Here is a 16503-nt window from a genome sequence, read left to right as displayed (position 1 = left end):
CCGCCTACTCCCGGACCTTGGACACGACAGTGAACATCACCGTGCCGAACAGGGTCGTCGCAAACGACCAAGAGTAGAGCGTCAACGAGAATGGTTGCATCAGCATCACGACGCCGGCGGCGATGATCGTTGTCGCAACGGCTTCGAGCGGGCCGCGCCGCAGCACGCGGTCGGCGAGACCGCGACGCGTAATGGAGGACGTGAGATCGACACTCATTTGCGAACCGCCCCAAAGGTGATGCCGCGCAGCAGATGCTTGCGGAGCAGGACCGTGAACACCACGATCGGTACCAGGAACAGCGTCGTGCCGGCGGCCACGGCGGGCCAGTCCTGCCCGCCCTCGCCGATGATGATCGGGATGAAGGGCGGTGCCGTCTGCGCATTGCCCGAGGTGAGGAGCACCGCGAAGGCGTATTCGTTCCAGGCGAAGATCAGGCAGAAAATTGCGGTTGCCGCGATTCCCGTGGTTGCCTGCGGCAGCACCACCTTCACGAACGCCTGGAATCGGGTGTACCCGTCGATCATCGCGGCCTCTTCGTACTCACGCGGAATTTCGTCGATGAAGCCCTTGAGCAGCCAGACCGCGAGCGAGACATTGACCGAGGTATAGAGCAGGATCATCCCGAGCCTCGTGTCCGACAGCCCGATGGTGCGGTACATCAGATAGATCGGGATCGCGACGGCGATCGGCGGCATCATCCGGGTCGACAGGATGAAGAATAGCAGGTCATCTTTCAACGGTACGCGGAACCGGGAGAAGCCGTAGGCCGACAAGGTGCCGAGCGTGACGGCAAGCACGGTCGATCCGAACGCGATGATCAACGAGTTGACGAAGCGCGGAACATAGTTCGAGGGACCGGCGACCACCATGTTGCGTTCGCGCGCGATGCTGTCGCAAAGGCCTTGCGGCGGTCCCAGCGAGCGAATGAACTCCGGCGTCTGGCGCGAGCGGGTGGTGAAGAGGTTGCAGAAGCCTTCGAGCGACGGCTTGAACATCACCTTCGGCGGATAGGAGATCGCATCGTCGGGCGACTTGAACGCGGTCAGCATGATCCAGACCAGCGGAATCATGGTGATGATGGCGTAGAGCACGACCAGCGAACCGGCAAGGCGCCGCGTCGTTGCCGAGGGCTCGACGACCGAATGGGCGGCGGTGGCTGAGGTCATCGGCTTTTCACCTTGTTCAGCGCCTTCACATAGATGTTGGCGAGGCCAAAGACAGTCACGAACAGGATGATCGCGAAGGCCGAGGAATATCCGGTGCGCCAGCTCTCGAACGCCGCCCTCTTGAGCGTGATCGAAGCGACTTCCGTGGTCGATCCCGGCCCGCCGCCCGTGAGCAGATTGACCATGTCGAACATCTTGAAATTCTCGATGCCGCGGAACAGCACCGCCAGCATGATGAACGGCAATGCCATCGGCAGCGTGATCGAGCAGAATTGCCGCCATTTCGATGCGCGGTCGACCTCTGCCGCCTCATAGATGTAGTCGGGGATCGAACGCAGGCCGGCCAGACAAATCAGCATGACGTAAGGCGTCCACATCCAGGCATCGACGATGACGATGGCCCAGGGGCTCAGCGTGACGTCGCCCAGCATCTGGAAGGACGAAGCCGCGCTGCCGGTGAAGAAGGCAACCACGTAATTGAACAGTCCGATCTGGGGCTGGTACAGGAACGTCCAGAAATTGCCGACGACGGCCGGCGAGAGCATCATCGGCAGCAGGATAATCGTGGTCCACATCCCGTGGCCGCGGAATTTCTTGTCGATGAGGTAGGCAAGGCCAAATCCAAGGACGGTCTCGATCACCACCGTCCAAATCACGAAATGCGCGGTGACCTGCATTGCAGCCCAGATGTCCGGATCGGTCAGGATCGACTGGTACCAGTCCGGGCCCAGCCAGATCGTCGGCACGTTGGATCTGTTAGCGCGGTAGTTCGTGAACGACAGATAGATCGTCCAGAGCAGCGGGAAGATATTGATCGCCAGCAGCAGCACGATCGTCGGCGTGATGAAGAGCCAAGCGAGCGTCCTGTCGGACAGGCCCCGGATGCGACGCGCCACGTCTGGCCGGACCATGACGGCCCGATAGGTGATCCGCGAAGAGGCGCTCAATTCGTTCATTGCGTGGACCGATCCTGGCATCCTGCGTCGCCACTGCGACAAATTCCGGTCATCTCGAACAAAAGGCCGGAGCGCGAGCACTCGCGCTCCGGTCAGCTCGCGTCAGAACTTCTTGCCCTCTTCCTTGAAGATCGCCTTCCAGTCCTTGACCAGACCGTCGAGCGCTTCCTGCGCGGTACCCTTGTCGGCCACCACATAGTCATGCACGCGCTTCTGCTCGGCTTGCAGCAGCTGGGCGTAAGAAGGCTCGGCCCAGAAGTCGACGACCATGCCCATCGATTGCAGGAACTCCTTGGCGAAAGGCGCGCTGTTCGGAAAGCTCGGGTCGTTCAGCACGGATTTGGCGCAGGAATAGCCGCCGAGTGCCCACCACTTCTTCTGGACGTCGCCGCCGGAGAACCACTTTATGTATTGCAGCGCCTCGGCCTGGTTCTTCGAATACGAGACCACCGAGATGCCCTGGCCACCGAGCTGCGTTGCCTGGCCGGCAGGACCTGCTGGATTGACGAAGAAGCCGATCTTGTCGCCGCCGACGTTCGGATCCCTGTAGAGGCCCGGGAAGAAGGCGAAGAAGTTCATCTGCAGCGCGACCTGGCCAGACTTGAACGCGTCAAGCCCCTCCGACATGTAGGAGTTGGAGGCGCCGGGCGGCGTGCAGCACTTGTAGAGCTCCTTGTAGGCCTCGAGCCCCTTCACGGCGCTGGCCGAGTTCACGAACCCGTCCATCGCATAGGGCTTCTTCGGATCGTCGTATTTGAAGCCGTAGTCGTAGAGGTAGTTCGAGACGCCCATGGTGATGCCTTCCGAGCCACGCTCGGTGTAGATCGAGGCGCCATAGACCTTCTTGCCGTCGATCTCGCGGCCCTGGAAGAATTGCGCGATGTCCTTGAGCTCATCAAGCGTCTTCGGCACGCCGATCTCGCGGCCGTACTTGGCCTTGAAGTCCTTCTGCACGTCCGGCCGCGCGAACCAGTCCTTGCGATAGGTCCAGCCGACCGCATCACCCATCGCGGGCAGCGCCCAGTAGTTCGGCGTGTTCTTGGGCCACTCGGAATAGCCGACCACTGTGGCCGGCATGTAGTCGTCCATGCTGATTCCTTCCTTCTTGAAGAAATCGTTGAGTTTGACGTACTGGCCGTTCTCGGCGGCGCCGCCGATCCATTGTGAATCGCCGATGATGAGATCGCACAGCGAGCCGCGCGAATTGAGTTCGTTCAGGAATCGATCGGCGTAGTTGGTCCACGGCACGAATTCGAACTTCATACCGATGCCCGACTTCGCGGTGAAGTCCTTTGACAATTCGACCAGCGCGTTGGCGGGGTCCCATGCGGCCCAGCACAGCGTGATGGTCTTGCTCTGCGCCTGCGCGGGCGTGATACCCGCTCCAGCACCGAGCGCGGCGGCCACAGCCCCGCATGCCACGACAAGCGTCTTCATCGTTCGTTTCATTGCACGTTCCCTCCGAGTGGGCCGGCCATCGACATGGCGCGGCTTTCCTACCCGCTCGAATGCTTCGAGCAGAGCGACACAGTCCATGACGAGCTGAACAACTAAACTGGCGTTTCCTCGCGCCACCCGGATTCTAAAGGCCCGGCAGGCTCGATTTGTTTAGTAGTGCACGGTTTACTAAACATTGCAAGCGGATTTGGCCGGTTCTTCGACACCGCGCCTGATCATCGCTCGAACCTTGAGATTGGCTCAGGGATCTCACGAACCTCGCGCCAAATGCCGCGCGAATAGCCAGTCCCTTCGTCGCTGCTCATCGCGGCGACGCCTCGCGCACCGCGACCGCAGGTAGCCCAAGCGCATTGGTGACCGGCGTGAACACTGCACGGCCGCAGCGGCCGGAGTCAGCAGAAAATCGTACTGAACGAACAGTACGTCGAACGACCGGTGCAGGGCGGCAATCTATCCTTTACTGCTTCGCCGTGCCTGGCTCGGCCATCTTGCGATGCTGCCGCGCCAGCACCTCGTTCGGCGTGACATTGGCGAGCGTCGTCTGAAGCTTGTTCTTCATGCCCGTGACGACGTCGGACTCGCCGCGCAGCATCGCATCGAAGCCGGCCTTCGCCACCTCATGCGCATCGTCCTTCTCCTCGGTTCCGACCTTGGTGTCCATCATGTCGGCGCGGCGGAAGAACTCCGTCTCGGTCGCGCCGGGCATCAGGCAGGTGACGGTGATGCCGCTGTCGCGCAATTCCTCGCGCAATGCAAAAGAAAAGGAATCGAGGAACGCCTTGGTGCCGTTATAGACGGCCTGAAAGCTGCCCGGCATGAAGCCTGCGATCGACCCAGTGATCAGGATGCGGCCTGCGTTGCGGCGGAGCATCTCGTTGCCGGCGCGATGGATGAGATAGAGCGTGCCCGTGATGTTGGTATCGATCACGCGCCTGATCCTGCCGAAGTCCTGATCGAGGAAGGCATTGCCGAGGCCGACACCGGCGTTGGCTAAGAGCGCGTCGATCGGACGATCGCCGACCGCGGCGCAGAGCTTGTCGACGCCTTCGATCGTCGCAAGATCAGCCTCGACCGCCTCCACGCTGGCACCGCTGTTGCGGAGCTCGGCGGCGGCCTGCTGGATGGCCGGCTCGTTCGCGGCGATGACGAGGTTGAAGCCGTCTTCAGCACAGCATTTGGCGAGTTCCAGGCCGATACCGGTGGAGGCGCCGGTGACGACGGCGAGTTGGTTGGCGGGCATGGCAGATGTCCTTGAGGTTGAGGTGATGACGCCCAATCGCTCCGCCAGCTCCTCGTTCCTATCTGCACGCAAGCGGGCCGGTTACAGAATTTGCGCGTCGGATAGCAACCATCGTTCCATCCTCGACTTAGATGCCTCGTAATTCAGTTGGAGCATGGACATGAAGGCACTGGTTTGGCACGGCAAGGAGGATATCAGGTGTGACACGGTCACCGATCCTGAGATCCAGGACCCCCGCGATGCCATCATCAAGGTCACGAGCTGCGCGATCTGCGGCTCGGATCTCCACCTCTTTCACAACTACATCCCCGGGATGATGCCGGGTGACATCATGGGCCATGAGACCATGGGCGAAGTGGTCGAGGTCGGCTCCGGCGTCGACGGCAAGCTGAAGAAGGGCGATCGCATCGTTGTCCCTTTCACGATCATTTGCGGCGAATGCGACCAGTGCAAACGAGGCAATTTCTCGGTTTGCGAGACCACCAACCGCAAGCGCCACCTGGCCGACAAGGTGTTCGGACATTCGACCGCAGGCTTGTTCGGTTACACGCATCTGACCGGCGGCTATCCCGGCGGCCAGGCCGAGTATCTGCGGGTTCCCTTCGCCGATGCCACCCACATCAAGGTTCCCGCGGGAATTCCGGATGAGCAGTTGCTGTTCCTCAGCGACATCTTCCCGACCGGCTGGCAGGCGGCTGCGCAATGCGACATCGTGCCGACCGATACGGTCGCGATCTGGGGCTGTGGGCCCGTCGGCCAGATGGCGATCCGCAGCGCCATCCTGCTCGGAGCCAACCAGGTCGTCGCGATCGACTGCCTGCCCGAGCGGCTGAGCATGGCAGAGGCCGCCGGCGCCACCACGATCAATTTCGAGACCGAGAGCGTGCTCGAGCGGCTCCAGGAGCTTACCGACGGCAAGGGGCCTGAAAAATGCATCGATTGCGTCGGCATGGAATCGCATGTCATGGCAACCCTGCCCGACACCGTGCTCGACCGCGCCAAGCAGATGGTGATGCTGGAGAGCGACCGGCCGCACGTGCTGCGCGAGATGATCTATGTGTGCCGGCCCGGCGGCATCATCTCGGTGCCCGGCGTCTATAGCGGCTTCTCCGACAAGCTGCCGATGGGCGCCTTCATGAACAAGGGCCTGACGATGCGGACCGGCCAGACCCACGTCAATCGCTGGACCGACGATCTGCTCCGTCGCATCGAAGAGGGTGAGATCGATCCCTCCTTCGTCATCACCCACACCGTGCCGCTCAACCAAGGACCCGAGATGTACCAGGTGTTCCGCGACAAGCGCGACTCCTGTGTCAAGGTCGTACTGAAGCCCTGAAGGAGCAGACCAACATGTTTCATTTCTCCAACATCGTGCGCTCCAAGGGTGATCCTGCGATTGTCGAGGGCGGACCCAGCCTGAAGCGACCGCAAGACCAGCTCGCACGCGCCCTTGGCTGGTTCAGCATTGGCCTCGGTGCCATGGAGCTGCTGGCGCCGCGGCGTGTGACGGAAACGCTGGGCATGGAAGGCAGCGAGACGATGGTCCGTGCATTCGGCATCCGCGAGATCCTCGCGGGCATCATGTCGCTCTCGGTCGACAAGAACGCCGGTCTCTGGGCCCGCGTCGGTGGCGACGGGCTCGACGCCGCAGCGCTTCTGTCCGGATTGACGTCGGACAATCCCAAGAAGGGCAACATCGCGCTGGCCCTGCTCATGGTCGGCGGCATCGCCATGCTCGACTATCGCGCCGCGCAGGAGACCAAGCCGCAGCGGCCGGCCCGTACCGCAAGGCGCAGGCTTTATCCGAATCGGAGCGGCTTTCCCAAAGGGTTGGAAGCCACGCGAAGCGGAGCGAAAGATTTGATCAAGCACGCGACCGCTGGTGTCGCCTCCTGACTAGGCTGCCCTCGCGAACGACCAGCGCCTGCGCTCGCGCTGGTTCGCCGCGATCGAGCTTGGGCTGATCAGCAGCACGTTCTCGACCATCGTCAGCCAGCTTTTCGCCGCCCGGATCGGCCGCGATGCCGCGGTGGACTGGATGACGGTTGCCTCCATTCCGGCTGGTGACTGGGCCATTGGCGCAGAGCCGTCGTGGAGCGCGATCCCGACGGGGATCGCCTTTCACCAATGGGCAGATTTTTCCTGGGCCGTCTTCTTTTTCGGGGTGCTCGGGCGCTGGACCGCGAACCTCCGGCCGCGGACAATCCTGTTGCTGGCCTTGCCTTGGGCATTGTTCTCTTCGAGCATGGAATGGTTCGTGCTGGTGCCGCTGTTTCCGTTTTGGCAGCCGATCTTCAGCCTTCAGCAAGCCTACTGGATCGGCCTGCTGGTCCACAGCTCCTCGGCCGTGATGTATCCACTGTTCGCCAGGTTGCGCTGGCGCCGTGGCCAGGCACCGGCGCAAATCGTCCGATTCACCACTGCATGGGGCTCGGGCGCAATGTCGGTCATGGTGCTATTGGGGACCATCGCCCTGTTCGGCGGCGGTGGCTACGAGCTGCCGTGGCTGGGACACGACCGGGATGCTGATCAGGCCTATATCAGGCACATGACGACGCATCATGAGCAGGGCATCGAGCTGGCCCAATTCGCCGCCGACCATGCGCGCGATCCGCATCTGCGCACGCTGGCCATGCTGATGGTGGCGAGCCAGACCGGCGAGATCAGGATTTTCGAGAATTGGTGGCTGAGCTGGTTCGATACTGAGATCCCCGATTGCACCGCCGACGAACGTGCCGCGATGCCGGGCTTCCTGACCCCGACGGAGATGCGACTGGTCAAGCTTGTCCCGCCTGATCAGTTCGACGCAATGTTCGTCGAGATGATGAGCCGCCACCACCGCGGCGCGGTGACGATGGCGAACCAGATGTGGCACAGCCGCGGCGATCCGCGCTTGCGCGTGATGGCCCATGCCATCCGCCATGAGCAGCAGGGCGAGATCGCGTTGATGCAGGGCTCGGAGGGCATGGCCGCGGTCTTGACCGCCACTCGGAACATGCTGCGCGATACCGTGAACTGATCCCGATGTGGCTCATTCGCGCCAATACTCGGTCAACTCCGCCGACGTCACCAGATCGACCTGGCCGTGGAAGCGCGTGCGATACATCGTCATGAGTGCATCGTGGCCGACATCCGATGAGCTGCACAGCGCGTCCTCGACGATGACCACCCTGAAGCCGAGATCGACGGCACTCAGCACAGTCGAGAGCACGCAGACGTCGGTCTCCGCGCCCGATATCACAACCGTTCCGATCCCTCGCTCGACCAACAGACTGGCCAGGGCCGGATTGCTGAACGCCGAGTACGCCGGCTTGTCGACGATGCGAACCGGCGGCACGTAGCGGGCAAGCTCCGGCACCAGCTCAAGAGCATATGACGGAAGGTGATCTCGCGTTGCCTGGTGCCAGCGCCGAAAATAGTTTTGCCACTGCCCGGGACGATCCTCCGGCACCTTCGGCGTGATGAAGCGCGTAAAGATGGTGCGGGCCTGGTACAGCGAAACAATCTCGGCAATAGTGGGCAGAACGCGTTCCATCCAGGGCGTCGCCCAAAGCCCACCCGGCGCGAAGATGTTCTGCATGTCGATGCAGAGATGGACTGCATCCCTGATTTCGGCGACCTCCGACTGGCTGTCCCTCATCGTCCTCCACCGTCGGCCTCCCGCGACATTCTGGCCGGTATCCGCGCATCCTGTACTAGGAACCTGCGCGAGGACGAGGCGTTCCAAAGCAACATTGTAGAAGGAGACACCGAATATGGGCATCTTCACCAAGGACATTAAATCGATGGAGGACCTGATGATGCACGGCCTCCAGGACATCTACTATGCCGAGCAACAGATCCTCAAAGCCCTTCCCAAGATGATCGACAAGGCCACCAACCGCGACCTCGTCTCAGGCCTGAAGATGCATCTGGAGGAGACCAACAAGCAGGTCGAGCGGCTCGACAAGGTCTTTGCCAAGCTCGGCAAACAACCCAGCGGCACCCAGTGCCCGGCGATCGATGGCATCATCAAGGAAGCCGATGAAACCGCCGGCGAGATCGAGGACAAGGCGGTTCTCGATGCGGCGATCGTCGCCAACGCGCAGGCCGTCGAGCACTACGAAATGTGCCGATACGGCACACTGATCGCTTGGGCGGAAGAGCTCGGCCATGACGAGATCGTGCGCTTCCTGACCACCAATCTGAACGAGGAAAAGGCCGCCAATACCAAGCTCAATACGGTGGCGCTGCGCAAGGGCGTGAACGCGAAGGCCTCGAGCGCCGCTTGAGGGCGGCTGGAATTGCGCGGCTCCAGCTCAGGGCTGGAGCCGTTGCTCCGTTATCCGGGGCGTCAGTTCTTTAGCTGGAAGCCCTTCCCGGGCCATACTGTTTGAGTGCCCGCGCCAAATAAGGTGCTGTCAGACTGGTTGCGTGACGGGCGACCTCTGTCGGTGTTCCGACCGCGACAACCTGCCCTCCCTCATCGCCTGCCCCTGGTCCGATATCAATCACCCAATCGCTTGCAGCCACGACGCTCATGTCGTGCTCGACGACGATGACGGTACTGCCCGCCTGCACGAGACCGTCCAGTTGCGCGATGAGCTTCTCGACGTCGGATGGGTGCAGGCCCGTGGTCGGCTCATCGAGCACATAGATGCTGCCCGCACGCTGGGTGCGCTGGAGCTCGGTGGCGAGCTTCACCCGCTGCGCCTCGCCGCCGGAGAGCTCCGTCGCCGGCTGACCGAGCCGGATATATCCGAGCCCGACCTGCCGGATCACATCGAGCGACCTCGCAATGTGGGCATCGTCGGCGAAGAACGCGTGAGCCTCGTCGACGGTCATTCGGAGAACGTCCGCGATCGACTTGCCATTGAGCTTGATCTGGAGCGTCTCGCTGTTGTAGCGCGCGCCCTGGCACGCGGGACACGGCGCATAGACGCTCGGCAGGAACAACAATTCGACGCAGACAAAGCCTTCGCCCTGACAATTCGGGCAACGCCCCTTCGGCAGATTGAAAGAGAACCGGCCGGCATCAAACCGCCGTCGCCGCGCCTCCTTCGTCCGCGCGAACAGTTTTCGCACGTCGTCGAAGAGACCGGTGTAGGTCGCAAGATTGGACCGAGGCGTTCGTCCGATCGGCTTCTGGTCCACGATGACAAGCCGTTTCAGGCGATCGAGCCCTTCCGTGATCTTGCCGCTCGAGGTCTCGACGGGCGCGCGTTCAAGAACATCTTCGTCGTCGTCGGATGCATGAGACTGCCCAAAATGCGCGCTCAGCGCCGCGACGAGGAACTGGCTGACGAGGCTTGACTTGCCCGACCCGGATACGCCGGTGACGGATGTCAGCACACCCAGCGGGAAAGCGGCATCGATTCCCCTGAGATTGTTGCGCGTGACATCGTTCAGCTTCAGCCATCCCTGCGGCGAGCGCTGTTTTTGCCGTGCCGCAACGGCCCGGCCGAACAGGTATTTCGCGGTGCGCGATCTCTCGACGGACCTCAGTCCATCGATGGGGCCGCTGTAAAGGATCTCGCCGCCATGCCAGCCCGCGTCCGGTCCGACATCGACGATCCAATCGGCATGGCGCACGACGTCCAGCTCGTGCTCGACGACGAACAGCGAGTTCCCCGCCGCCTTCAGCCGGTCGAGCGCGCGGAGCAGCGCCTCGGTGTCCGAGGGATGGAGCCCGGCGGATGGTTCGTCGAGCACATAGACCACGCCGAACAGGTTGGAGCGCACTTGCGTCGCCAGACGCAGACGCTGCAGCTCGCCCGGAGACAAGGTGGGCGTACTCCGCTCGAGCGTGAGATAGCCGAGACCGAGGTCGAGCAGCACGCCAAGCCGGGCGCTCAGATCCTGCGCGATCCGCTGTACGACGATGGCCTTCTCCGGATGGGCGTCCTGCCGGCCTGCTTTGCCGCCGCGATAGGGCTGCATCAGCGCCAGCAGCTGCTTCAACGGTAAGCGTGCCATGTCGGCAATGTCCATGCCGGCAAACTTGACGGAGAGCGCCTCGGGCTTCAGCCGCTTGCCATGGCAGGCCGAACATTCGGTGCTGAGCATGAATTGCGAGACGCGCTTCTTCATCATCGCGCTGGTCGTGTTGGCAAAGGTCTCTATGACATAGCGCCGGGCACCGGTGAAGGTGCCCTGATAGCTCGGCTCCTCCTTCCGCCGCAGCGCTCGCTGGACCTCCTTGAGGTCATAGCCCGCATAGACCGGAACCGTGGGCTGCTCGTCCGTAAACAGGATCCAATTTCGCGTCTTCCTGGGAAGCTCGCGCCAGGGCGTATCAATGTCGTAGCCAAGCGTCGTCAGGATATCGCGCAAGTTCTGGCCGTGCCATGCCGTCGGCCACGCGGCGATAGCGCGCTCGCGGATGGTGAGCGTGTCGTCCGGCACCATCGAGCGTTCGGTGACGTCGTAGACGCGCCCGAGGCCATGGCACTTCGGACAGGCGCCCTCCGCCGAATTGGGCGAGAAGGACTCGGCGTAAAGCAGCGGCTGCGACTTCGGATAGTCGCCGGCGCGCGAATAGAGCATCCGAAGCAGGTTCGACAGGGTCGTGACGCTGCCGACGCTCGATCGCGTGGTCGGCGATCCCCGCTGCTGCTGCAGCGCCACCGCCGGCGGAAGCCCCTCGACGTCGTCGACCTCGGGCACGGCCATCTGATGAAACAGCCGCCGGGCATAGGGCGACACCGATTCCAGATATCGCCGCTGCGCTTCCGCGTACAGCGTTCCGAACGCCAGCGAGGATTTTCCTGAGCCGGAGACGCCGGTGAACACCACCAGGGCATCGCGCGGAATGTCGACGTCGACGTTCTTCAGATTGTGCTCGCGCGCACCCCGCACCCGGACAAATCCGGCGGCCGATTGCCCCGCGCCATGCTCTGATTTGTAAACCTTGTCGTCCATCGCGCGGTGCCAATGCCGTCCAGAGGAGATCTGGACCATTCCCGATCGCGCAGGTTCGTTCCAAAGATCGCCGGAGACGAGGCACATTTTGCCAGCGGGACCGCGCAGCGAGCTTAGAGTGCCGCAACGACGGAAAAGCCGTATTCCGCAGCGTCGAGCGCTGCAGCCCAATCGCGCATTTTTCTGAAAACCACGCGCAGCGAAGCGACGGCAGGCAGTCGTCGGCGATCGGCCTGGACAACAAAACGTTTCATGATGGAGCCAAACCGGCCGCCTCAAAAGCTGGGCAGGCAGGATTTTACTTTGTATAACAAGCCGAAATGGCAGCCCAGCGAGAGATATTTGCGTGAAACGGATCACTATTCGCGACGTTGCCAAGCAGGCGAACGTATCAATTGGAACCGCCTCCAGGGTGATCAACGGTGCGCCGAATGTGGAAGCGGCCTATCGGACACGAGTGCTCGCGGCGATAAAAACGCTCGGCTTTGTGCCGAACCGCGCAGCGCAAGAGGTCCGCAAAGGCCGCTCCCGCGAAATCGGCATCATCGTACGCGACATCACGACGCCGGTCCTCGCGAGCTTCGTGAGAGCGGCGCAGGATCTGTTTGAGGAGGCGGGCTATGGCCTGCTGATCTGCTCGTCGGATAACCGGAAAGATCGCGAACTCGAGCTGCTGCGGCGGTTCCGGCAACGCCGGATCGAGGGACTGATCACCACGACATCGTCCGAGGTCGACACGGATCTGGCCCAGGCACGGAATGATCTCGACTTTCCCGTCCTGATGTTCGACCGCGAGGTCGATGGCGCACATGACATCGTGCAGGTCGATCATGCGAGCGGGGTAAATCAGGCCGTGACTTACCTTCTCTCGCTCGGGCATCGACGCATCCTTCTGTCGACGGGCCCATTGAACATCTACCCGGCCCGCGCGCGCGTCGAGGGTTACAAGCGGGCGTTCGCCGCGCAGAGGCTCGATGTCGACCCGGCGCTCGTTCGCACCGCCGGGTTCGATGCAGCCACGGGATTCCGCGAGACCGCCGTTGCGCTCGAGCGCGCAAATAGGCCGTCGGCGATCATCGCGGGGGGCATCGATATGCTGCCTGGCGTGCTGAAGGCCATCCGCGCCACGCATTTGCACGTTCCCCGGGATATATCTGTCATCGGCGGGGCGGATTCGGACCTCGCCCTCCTGGCTGAGCCGGCGATCTCCGTGTTGCGGTGGAACTTCACGGAGATCGGCGCGACCTGCGCACGAATGCTGCTCGAACGCATCGAAGCCGCCGACACGGAGCCCCGGAGGCTCGCTTTCGCGCCGGAGCTTGTGGTGCGCGATTCGTGCGCAGCCGTCGTGATCGCGCCGGCGCAAAAGCGTGAATCGCGGCAGAAGTAGGCCGCCAGCGTCGGCGCTCACTTGTTTCAGCTACGCCAAGAATTGAGTTTCGTTCCCGATGACCATCGATCCGCTCACGGTATGGGCGGGATGGTGCGAACGCATGTCAAGCATCTCTGTCTCATCCGCGGCGACAATGCGCACCTGCACGTCCTTCGGCCTAGCCAGATAGGGCGACGACGTGACCAGGAGGTCGGCGCCGGCTTCTGCATAGGCTGCGGCATTCGCGGCATTGACGCCTCCAGCGGCAGCAATGATCGGACGCGCCCGCGCATAGGCCATCGATGACATGCGCTTGACCAGCGCCGCGACCTCGGCCGGTGAAAACTTCTCCGCCTGGATCACGTCGAAACCGGCGACCGCCGCGGCAAGTGCGGCGGCGGCCGTCTTCACCTCGATCACGAGCTTCTTCTCCGGTGCGGCCCGGCGCAATCGTTCGACCGCCAGAAACAGCGGCAGCTCGCCGAGAAACGCGCGGTGCTCGGGAAACACCAGCACGGTCTCGGACAGGCCGAGCCGATGCATGACGGCGCCGCCGGCCTTCACCGCCGCGACCGCAAAGGGCTTGGTGCCCGGCACGTTCTTGCGCGTGCAGGCGACCGGAATCTGCGGGGTAACCGCCCTCGCCGCGTCGACAATGGCGCGGGCCTCGCTGGCGACACCCGACCAGATCTCGATCAGGGTCTGCGCGACCTTCCAGCTCCGCAGCAGGCTCGCGGCCGGACCACGGGCCTCGAGGATCGGCGCCCCCTGCTCCAACGTCGCACCGGATGCTGCGAACAGCTCGACATCGCAGCCGGCCAGCGCGATGACCGCGGCGGCATCCTCGGCGAGCGCCAGAACCATCGGCGCGCGCGCGGCAAATTGCATGACGCCGTTGGCCGGACCGATCCCGAGCGCCTCGGTGGTCAGATCGCCGTAGGGCACGTCGTCCTCCAGCAGGCGCTCGAGCTCGGCACGCGATGCAACGGTTGCCATATCGTACCTTCCCCTCGTAGGTGTCGGCTTGCCGACGAGTTTGTCGCAAACCCGACACGGATCGTCGGTCCGCCGCCGCAAGGGGCAGCACGTTCCGCTTTTGACGCTGATTTCTGCAAGGCTCGCACCAGACCCCGGTTGTCGCATCCGGCACGCCGATTGCTGAGCCCGTGATGGCCGCCGCCTCGCAGCAATCAGGCTGGCGCGGAGGCGGTTACCGTCCGCTGGAGTTCATCATGAAGCTGTTTCGCACGATCGCCCTCGCCACAGGCTTGCTGCTCACAACCACCGCCGCACAAGCCGGGCAGACCAATGTTGCCGTCGCCGCCAACTTCACCGATGCCGCGAAGGAGATCGCCACCAGCTTCAAGCAGAAGACAGGACACGAGGCGGTGCTGAGCTTCGGCGCGAGCGGCCAGTTCTACACGCAGATCGCGCAGGGCGCGCCGTTCCAGGTTTTCCTGTCCGCCGACGACTCGCGGCCGAAGAAGCTCGTCGAGGACGGCCTTGCGGTCGCGGACAGCCGCTTCACCTATGCGATCGGCAAGCTCGTATTGTGGAGCAGGTCGCCGGGAATCGTGACCGGCGAAGAGACGTTGAAGGCTGCGTCCTTCGCAAAACTCTCGATCTGCAATCCGGCCGCGGCGCCTTACGGCCTTGCCGCCGTGGAAACCATGAAGTCGCTGAATCTCTATGACACGCTGAAACCGAAGCTGGTGGAGGGCGCGACCATCACCCAAGCCTATCAGTTCGTCGAGACCGGCAATGCCGAAATCGGTTTCGTCGCGCTGTCGCAATTGACCGGCAGCGAGGCCGGCTCGCGCTGGGTGGTGCCCCAGGCGCTCTATAATCCGATCCGGCAGGATGCGGTCCTGCTGACGACCGGCGCCAGCAACGAGGCCGCCCGCGCGTTCATGACTTTCCTGAGGGGACCCGAGGCGCGCGCAATCATCGAGAAGTACGGCTACGTGCTGGACGAACAGAGCTGACGTGCATGGAGATCTGGTCGACGGAAATCCGCCAGTCGGTGCTGCTCACGATCGAGCTCGCCACCATTTCGACCGCGATCCTGCTGGTGCTGGCCACACCGCTCGCCTGGTCGCTGGCACGCGCGCAAGCCTGGTGGACCGAGATCGTCGCGAGCGTGGTCGCATTGCCGCTGGTGCTGCCGCCAACCGTGCTCGGCTTCTATCTGCTGGTGCTGCTTGGCCCCGACGGGCCCGGCGGATGGATCGCACACCTGTGGGGCGGGCGCACGCTCGCCTTCACCTTCGAAGGCCTGGTCATCGGCTCGGTGGTGTATTCCATGCCCTTCGTCGTGCAGCCGATCCGGAATGCCTTCACGGCCATGGGCGAGCGACCGCTCGAGGTCGCCGCCACCTTGCGCGCCTCGCCCTTGCGCACGTTCTGGACCGTCGCCGTGCCGCTGGCCCGGCCCGGCTTCCTGACCGGGGCCGTGCTCGGCTTCGCGCACACCGTCGGCGAGTTCGGCCTGGTGCTGATGATCGGCGGTAACATTCCCGGCCGCACCAAGGTCCTGTCTGTCGCGCTCTTCGACTATGTCGAGACTTCGCGCTGGCGCGAGGCGAGCATACTCGCCGGCCTTATGGTGATCTTCGCCTTTGCCGTGATCCTGACCATGACGCTGGTCGACAAGCGCGCCGCGAGGGCTGCAGCATGAGAAGCGCAGAGCCCGGCCGCATCAACGCCGGCTTCCGCGGCAAGCTCGGCAATTTCCTGCTGGATGCCGAGGTCAGCCTGCCCGCCACCGGCTTCACCGCGATCTTCGGCCCTTCCGGCTGCGGCAAGACCACGGTCGCGCGCTGCATTTCCGGCCTGCAACATATGTCCGACGGTTTTTGCGCGGTGGACGGTGAAATCTGGCAGGACCATCATTGCTTCCGACCCGTGCACCGGAGGCCGATCGGCTACGTGTTTCAGGAAGCCAGCCTGTTTCCGCATCTGTCGGTGCGTCGAAATCTGCTGTTCGGTGCGCCGAAGGCCGCCGGCGCGCAGATCGTGTTCGACGAGGTCGTGGAGCTGCTCGGCCTCACTGCCCTGCTCGACCGCTCGCCGCACCGCCTCTCCGGCGGCGAGCGGCAGCGTGTTGCGATTGGCCGCGCGCTGCTGTCGCAACCGAAACTTCTTCTCATGGACGAGCCGCTCGCCGCGCTCGACCGCACCACCAGGAACGAGATTTTACCATTCCTCGAGCGGCTGCACGATCGCCTGTCGCTGCCCGTCTTCTATATCAGCCATGACATGACGGAGATCGAGCGCTTTGCCGATTATCTGGTGCTGATGGAACGAGGCCGCGTTGTCGACTCCGGACCGCTGACGAGCCTCCGTTCGGGGCTGCGGCCGGCCGCGGATCGTGGTCGGCACGGAGATTGCCCGGATCGACGAAAGAGCGT

General features: G+C 63.2%; 16 protein-coding genes and 1 pseudogene. 8 read left to right on the top strand and 9 right to left on the bottom strand.

Features of this window, described 5'->3' with window-relative positions; genetic code table 11:
- Positions 1-4: 4 nt before the first annotated feature.
- The 5 genes from G8O24_RS04145 to G8O24_RS04125 all read right to left on the bottom strand — a co-directional run bounded on the left by G8O24_RS04145 (position 5) and on the right by G8O24_RS04125 (position 4821).
- The gene (locus G8O24_RS04145) at positions 5-217 is read right to left on the bottom strand and encodes a hypothetical protein (RefSeq protein ID WP_188096738.1); all 213 of its coding nucleotides are present in this window, start codon (positions 215-217) and stop codon (positions 5-7) included.
- The gene (locus tag G8O24_RS04140) at positions 214-1167 is read right to left on the bottom strand and encodes a carbohydrate ABC transporter permease (protein WP_188096736.1); all 954 of its coding nucleotides are present in this window, start codon (positions 1165-1167) and stop codon (positions 214-216) included. Before G8O24_RS04140 ends, G8O24_RS04145 begins: the two co-directional genes overlap by 4 nt.
- Positions 1164-2123 carry a carbohydrate ABC transporter permease gene (locus tag G8O24_RS04135; protein WP_188096735.1) on the bottom strand — a complete coding sequence of 320 codons (960 nt, stop codon included), beginning with the start codon at positions 2121-2123 and terminating at the stop codon, positions 1164-1166. The genes G8O24_RS04140 and G8O24_RS04135 overlap by 4 nt, the downstream gene beginning before the upstream one ends.
- Before the next feature lie 102 nt (positions 2124-2225).
- Positions 2226-3560, bottom strand: coding sequence for an ABC transporter substrate-binding protein (locus tag G8O24_RS04130; protein WP_438503263.1), 1335 nt, complete (start codon positions 3558-3560; stop codon positions 2226-2228).
- Between the two features lie 478 nt (positions 3561-4038).
- On the bottom strand, positions 4039-4821 hold the full coding sequence (locus G8O24_RS04125; protein ID WP_188096731.1) for an SDR family NAD(P)-dependent oxidoreductase: 783 nt from the start codon (positions 4819-4821) through the stop codon (positions 4039-4041).
- 160 nt (positions 4822-4981) lie between these two features.
- On the opposite strand from G8O24_RS04125, the gene G8O24_RS04120 reads away from it, so the two are divergent.
- Together G8O24_RS04120 and G8O24_RS04115 are read left to right on the top strand one after the other, a co-directional pair.
- Positions 4982-6157 carry a zinc-dependent alcohol dehydrogenase gene (locus tag G8O24_RS04120; protein ID WP_188096729.1) on the top strand — a complete coding sequence of 392 codons (1176 nt, stop codon included), beginning with the start codon at positions 4982-4984 and terminating at the stop codon, positions 6155-6157.
- A gap of 14 nt (positions 6158-6171) precedes the next feature.
- The gene (locus G8O24_RS04115; RefSeq protein ID WP_188096727.1) at positions 6172-6717 is read left to right on the top strand and encodes a hypothetical protein; all 546 of its coding nucleotides are present in this window, start codon (positions 6172-6174) and stop codon (positions 6715-6717) included.
- On the opposite strand, the gene G8O24_RS44240 is transcribed toward G8O24_RS04115, so the two are convergent.
- Positions 6718-6897 carry a hypothetical protein gene (locus G8O24_RS44240; protein ID WP_244645728.1) on the bottom strand — a complete coding sequence of 60 codons (180 nt, stop codon included), beginning with the start codon at positions 6895-6897 and terminating at the stop codon, positions 6718-6720.
- A 133-nt stretch (positions 6898-7030) separates the two neighbouring features.
- On the opposite strand from G8O24_RS44240, the gene G8O24_RS04110 reads away from it, so the two are divergent.
- Entirely contained in the window at positions 7031-7840 is an 810-nt protein-coding gene (locus tag G8O24_RS04110) for a DUF305 domain-containing protein (protein ID WP_244645727.1), read from the top strand.
- A 12-nt stretch (positions 7841-7852) separates the two neighbouring features.
- Here the strand turns inward: G8O24_RS04110 and G8O24_RS04105 are convergent, their stop codons facing one another.
- Positions 7853-8461 carry a cysteine hydrolase family protein gene (locus G8O24_RS04105; RefSeq protein WP_188097062.1) on the bottom strand — a complete coding sequence of 203 codons (609 nt, stop codon included), beginning with the start codon at positions 8459-8461 and terminating at the stop codon, positions 7853-7855.
- A 115-nt stretch (positions 8462-8576) separates the two neighbouring features.
- On the opposite strand from G8O24_RS04105, the gene G8O24_RS04100 reads away from it, so the two are divergent.
- The gene (locus G8O24_RS04100) at positions 8577-9092 is read left to right on the top strand and encodes a YciE/YciF ferroxidase family protein (RefSeq protein ID WP_188096724.1); all 516 of its coding nucleotides are present in this window, start codon (positions 8577-8579) and stop codon (positions 9090-9092) included.
- Between the two features lie 70 nt (positions 9093-9162).
- Here G8O24_RS04100 and uvrA read toward each other — a convergent pair whose 3' ends face one another.
- Positions 9163-11721 (bottom strand): excinuclease ABC subunit UvrA, encoded by a 2559-nt coding sequence (uvrA, locus tag G8O24_RS04095; RefSeq protein WP_188096722.1) that lies wholly within the window; start codon positions 11719-11721, stop codon positions 9163-9165.
- A gap of 412 nt (positions 11722-12133) precedes the next feature.
- On the opposite strand from uvrA, the gene G8O24_RS04090 reads away from it, so the two are divergent.
- Positions 12134-13111 carry a LacI family DNA-binding transcriptional regulator gene (locus tag G8O24_RS04090; protein ID WP_311972339.1) on the top strand — a complete coding sequence of 326 codons (978 nt, stop codon included), beginning with the start codon at positions 12134-12136 and terminating at the stop codon, positions 13109-13111.
- A gap of 30 nt (positions 13112-13141) precedes the next feature.
- On the opposite strand, the gene modD is transcribed toward G8O24_RS04090, so the two are convergent.
- Complete coding sequence (gene modD / locus G8O24_RS04085; protein WP_188096720.1) at positions 13142-14089, bottom strand: ModD protein; 948 nt, start codon at positions 14087-14089, stop codon at positions 13142-13144.
- A gap of 236 nt (positions 14090-14325) precedes the next feature.
- Here modD and modA point away from each other — a divergent pair, with 236 nt between their 5' ends.
- The 3 genes and pseudogenes from modA to modC all read left to right on the top strand — a co-directional run.
- Positions 14326-15078 carry a molybdate ABC transporter substrate-binding protein gene (gene modA / locus G8O24_RS04080; protein WP_188097057.1) on the top strand — a complete coding sequence of 251 codons (753 nt, stop codon included), beginning with the start codon at positions 14326-14328 and terminating at the stop codon, positions 15076-15078.
- Positions 15079-15083: 5 nt separating this feature from the next.
- Positions 15084-15770: a molybdate ABC transporter permease subunit gene (modB, locus tag G8O24_RS04075; RefSeq protein ID WP_188096718.1), complete on the top strand. Its 687-nt coding sequence runs from the start codon at positions 15084-15086 to the stop codon at positions 15768-15770.
- Positions 15767-16441, top strand: a pseudogene (modC, locus tag G8O24_RS44015) (molybdenum ABC transporter ATP-binding protein); the annotation flags it as partial. The gene modB and the pseudogene modC, both read left to right, overlap by 4 nt.
- Positions 16442-16503: the final 62 nt, after the last annotated feature.

The sequence above is a fragment of the Bradyrhizobium campsiandrae genome (assembly GCF_014529705.1).
GTDB classification, from domain to species: domain Bacteria; phylum Pseudomonadota; class Alphaproteobacteria; order Rhizobiales; family Xanthobacteraceae; genus Bradyrhizobium; species Bradyrhizobium campsiandrae.
Note: the sequence above shows the minus strand (reverse complement) of the source record. Positions and strands in the feature narration are given on the sequence as shown.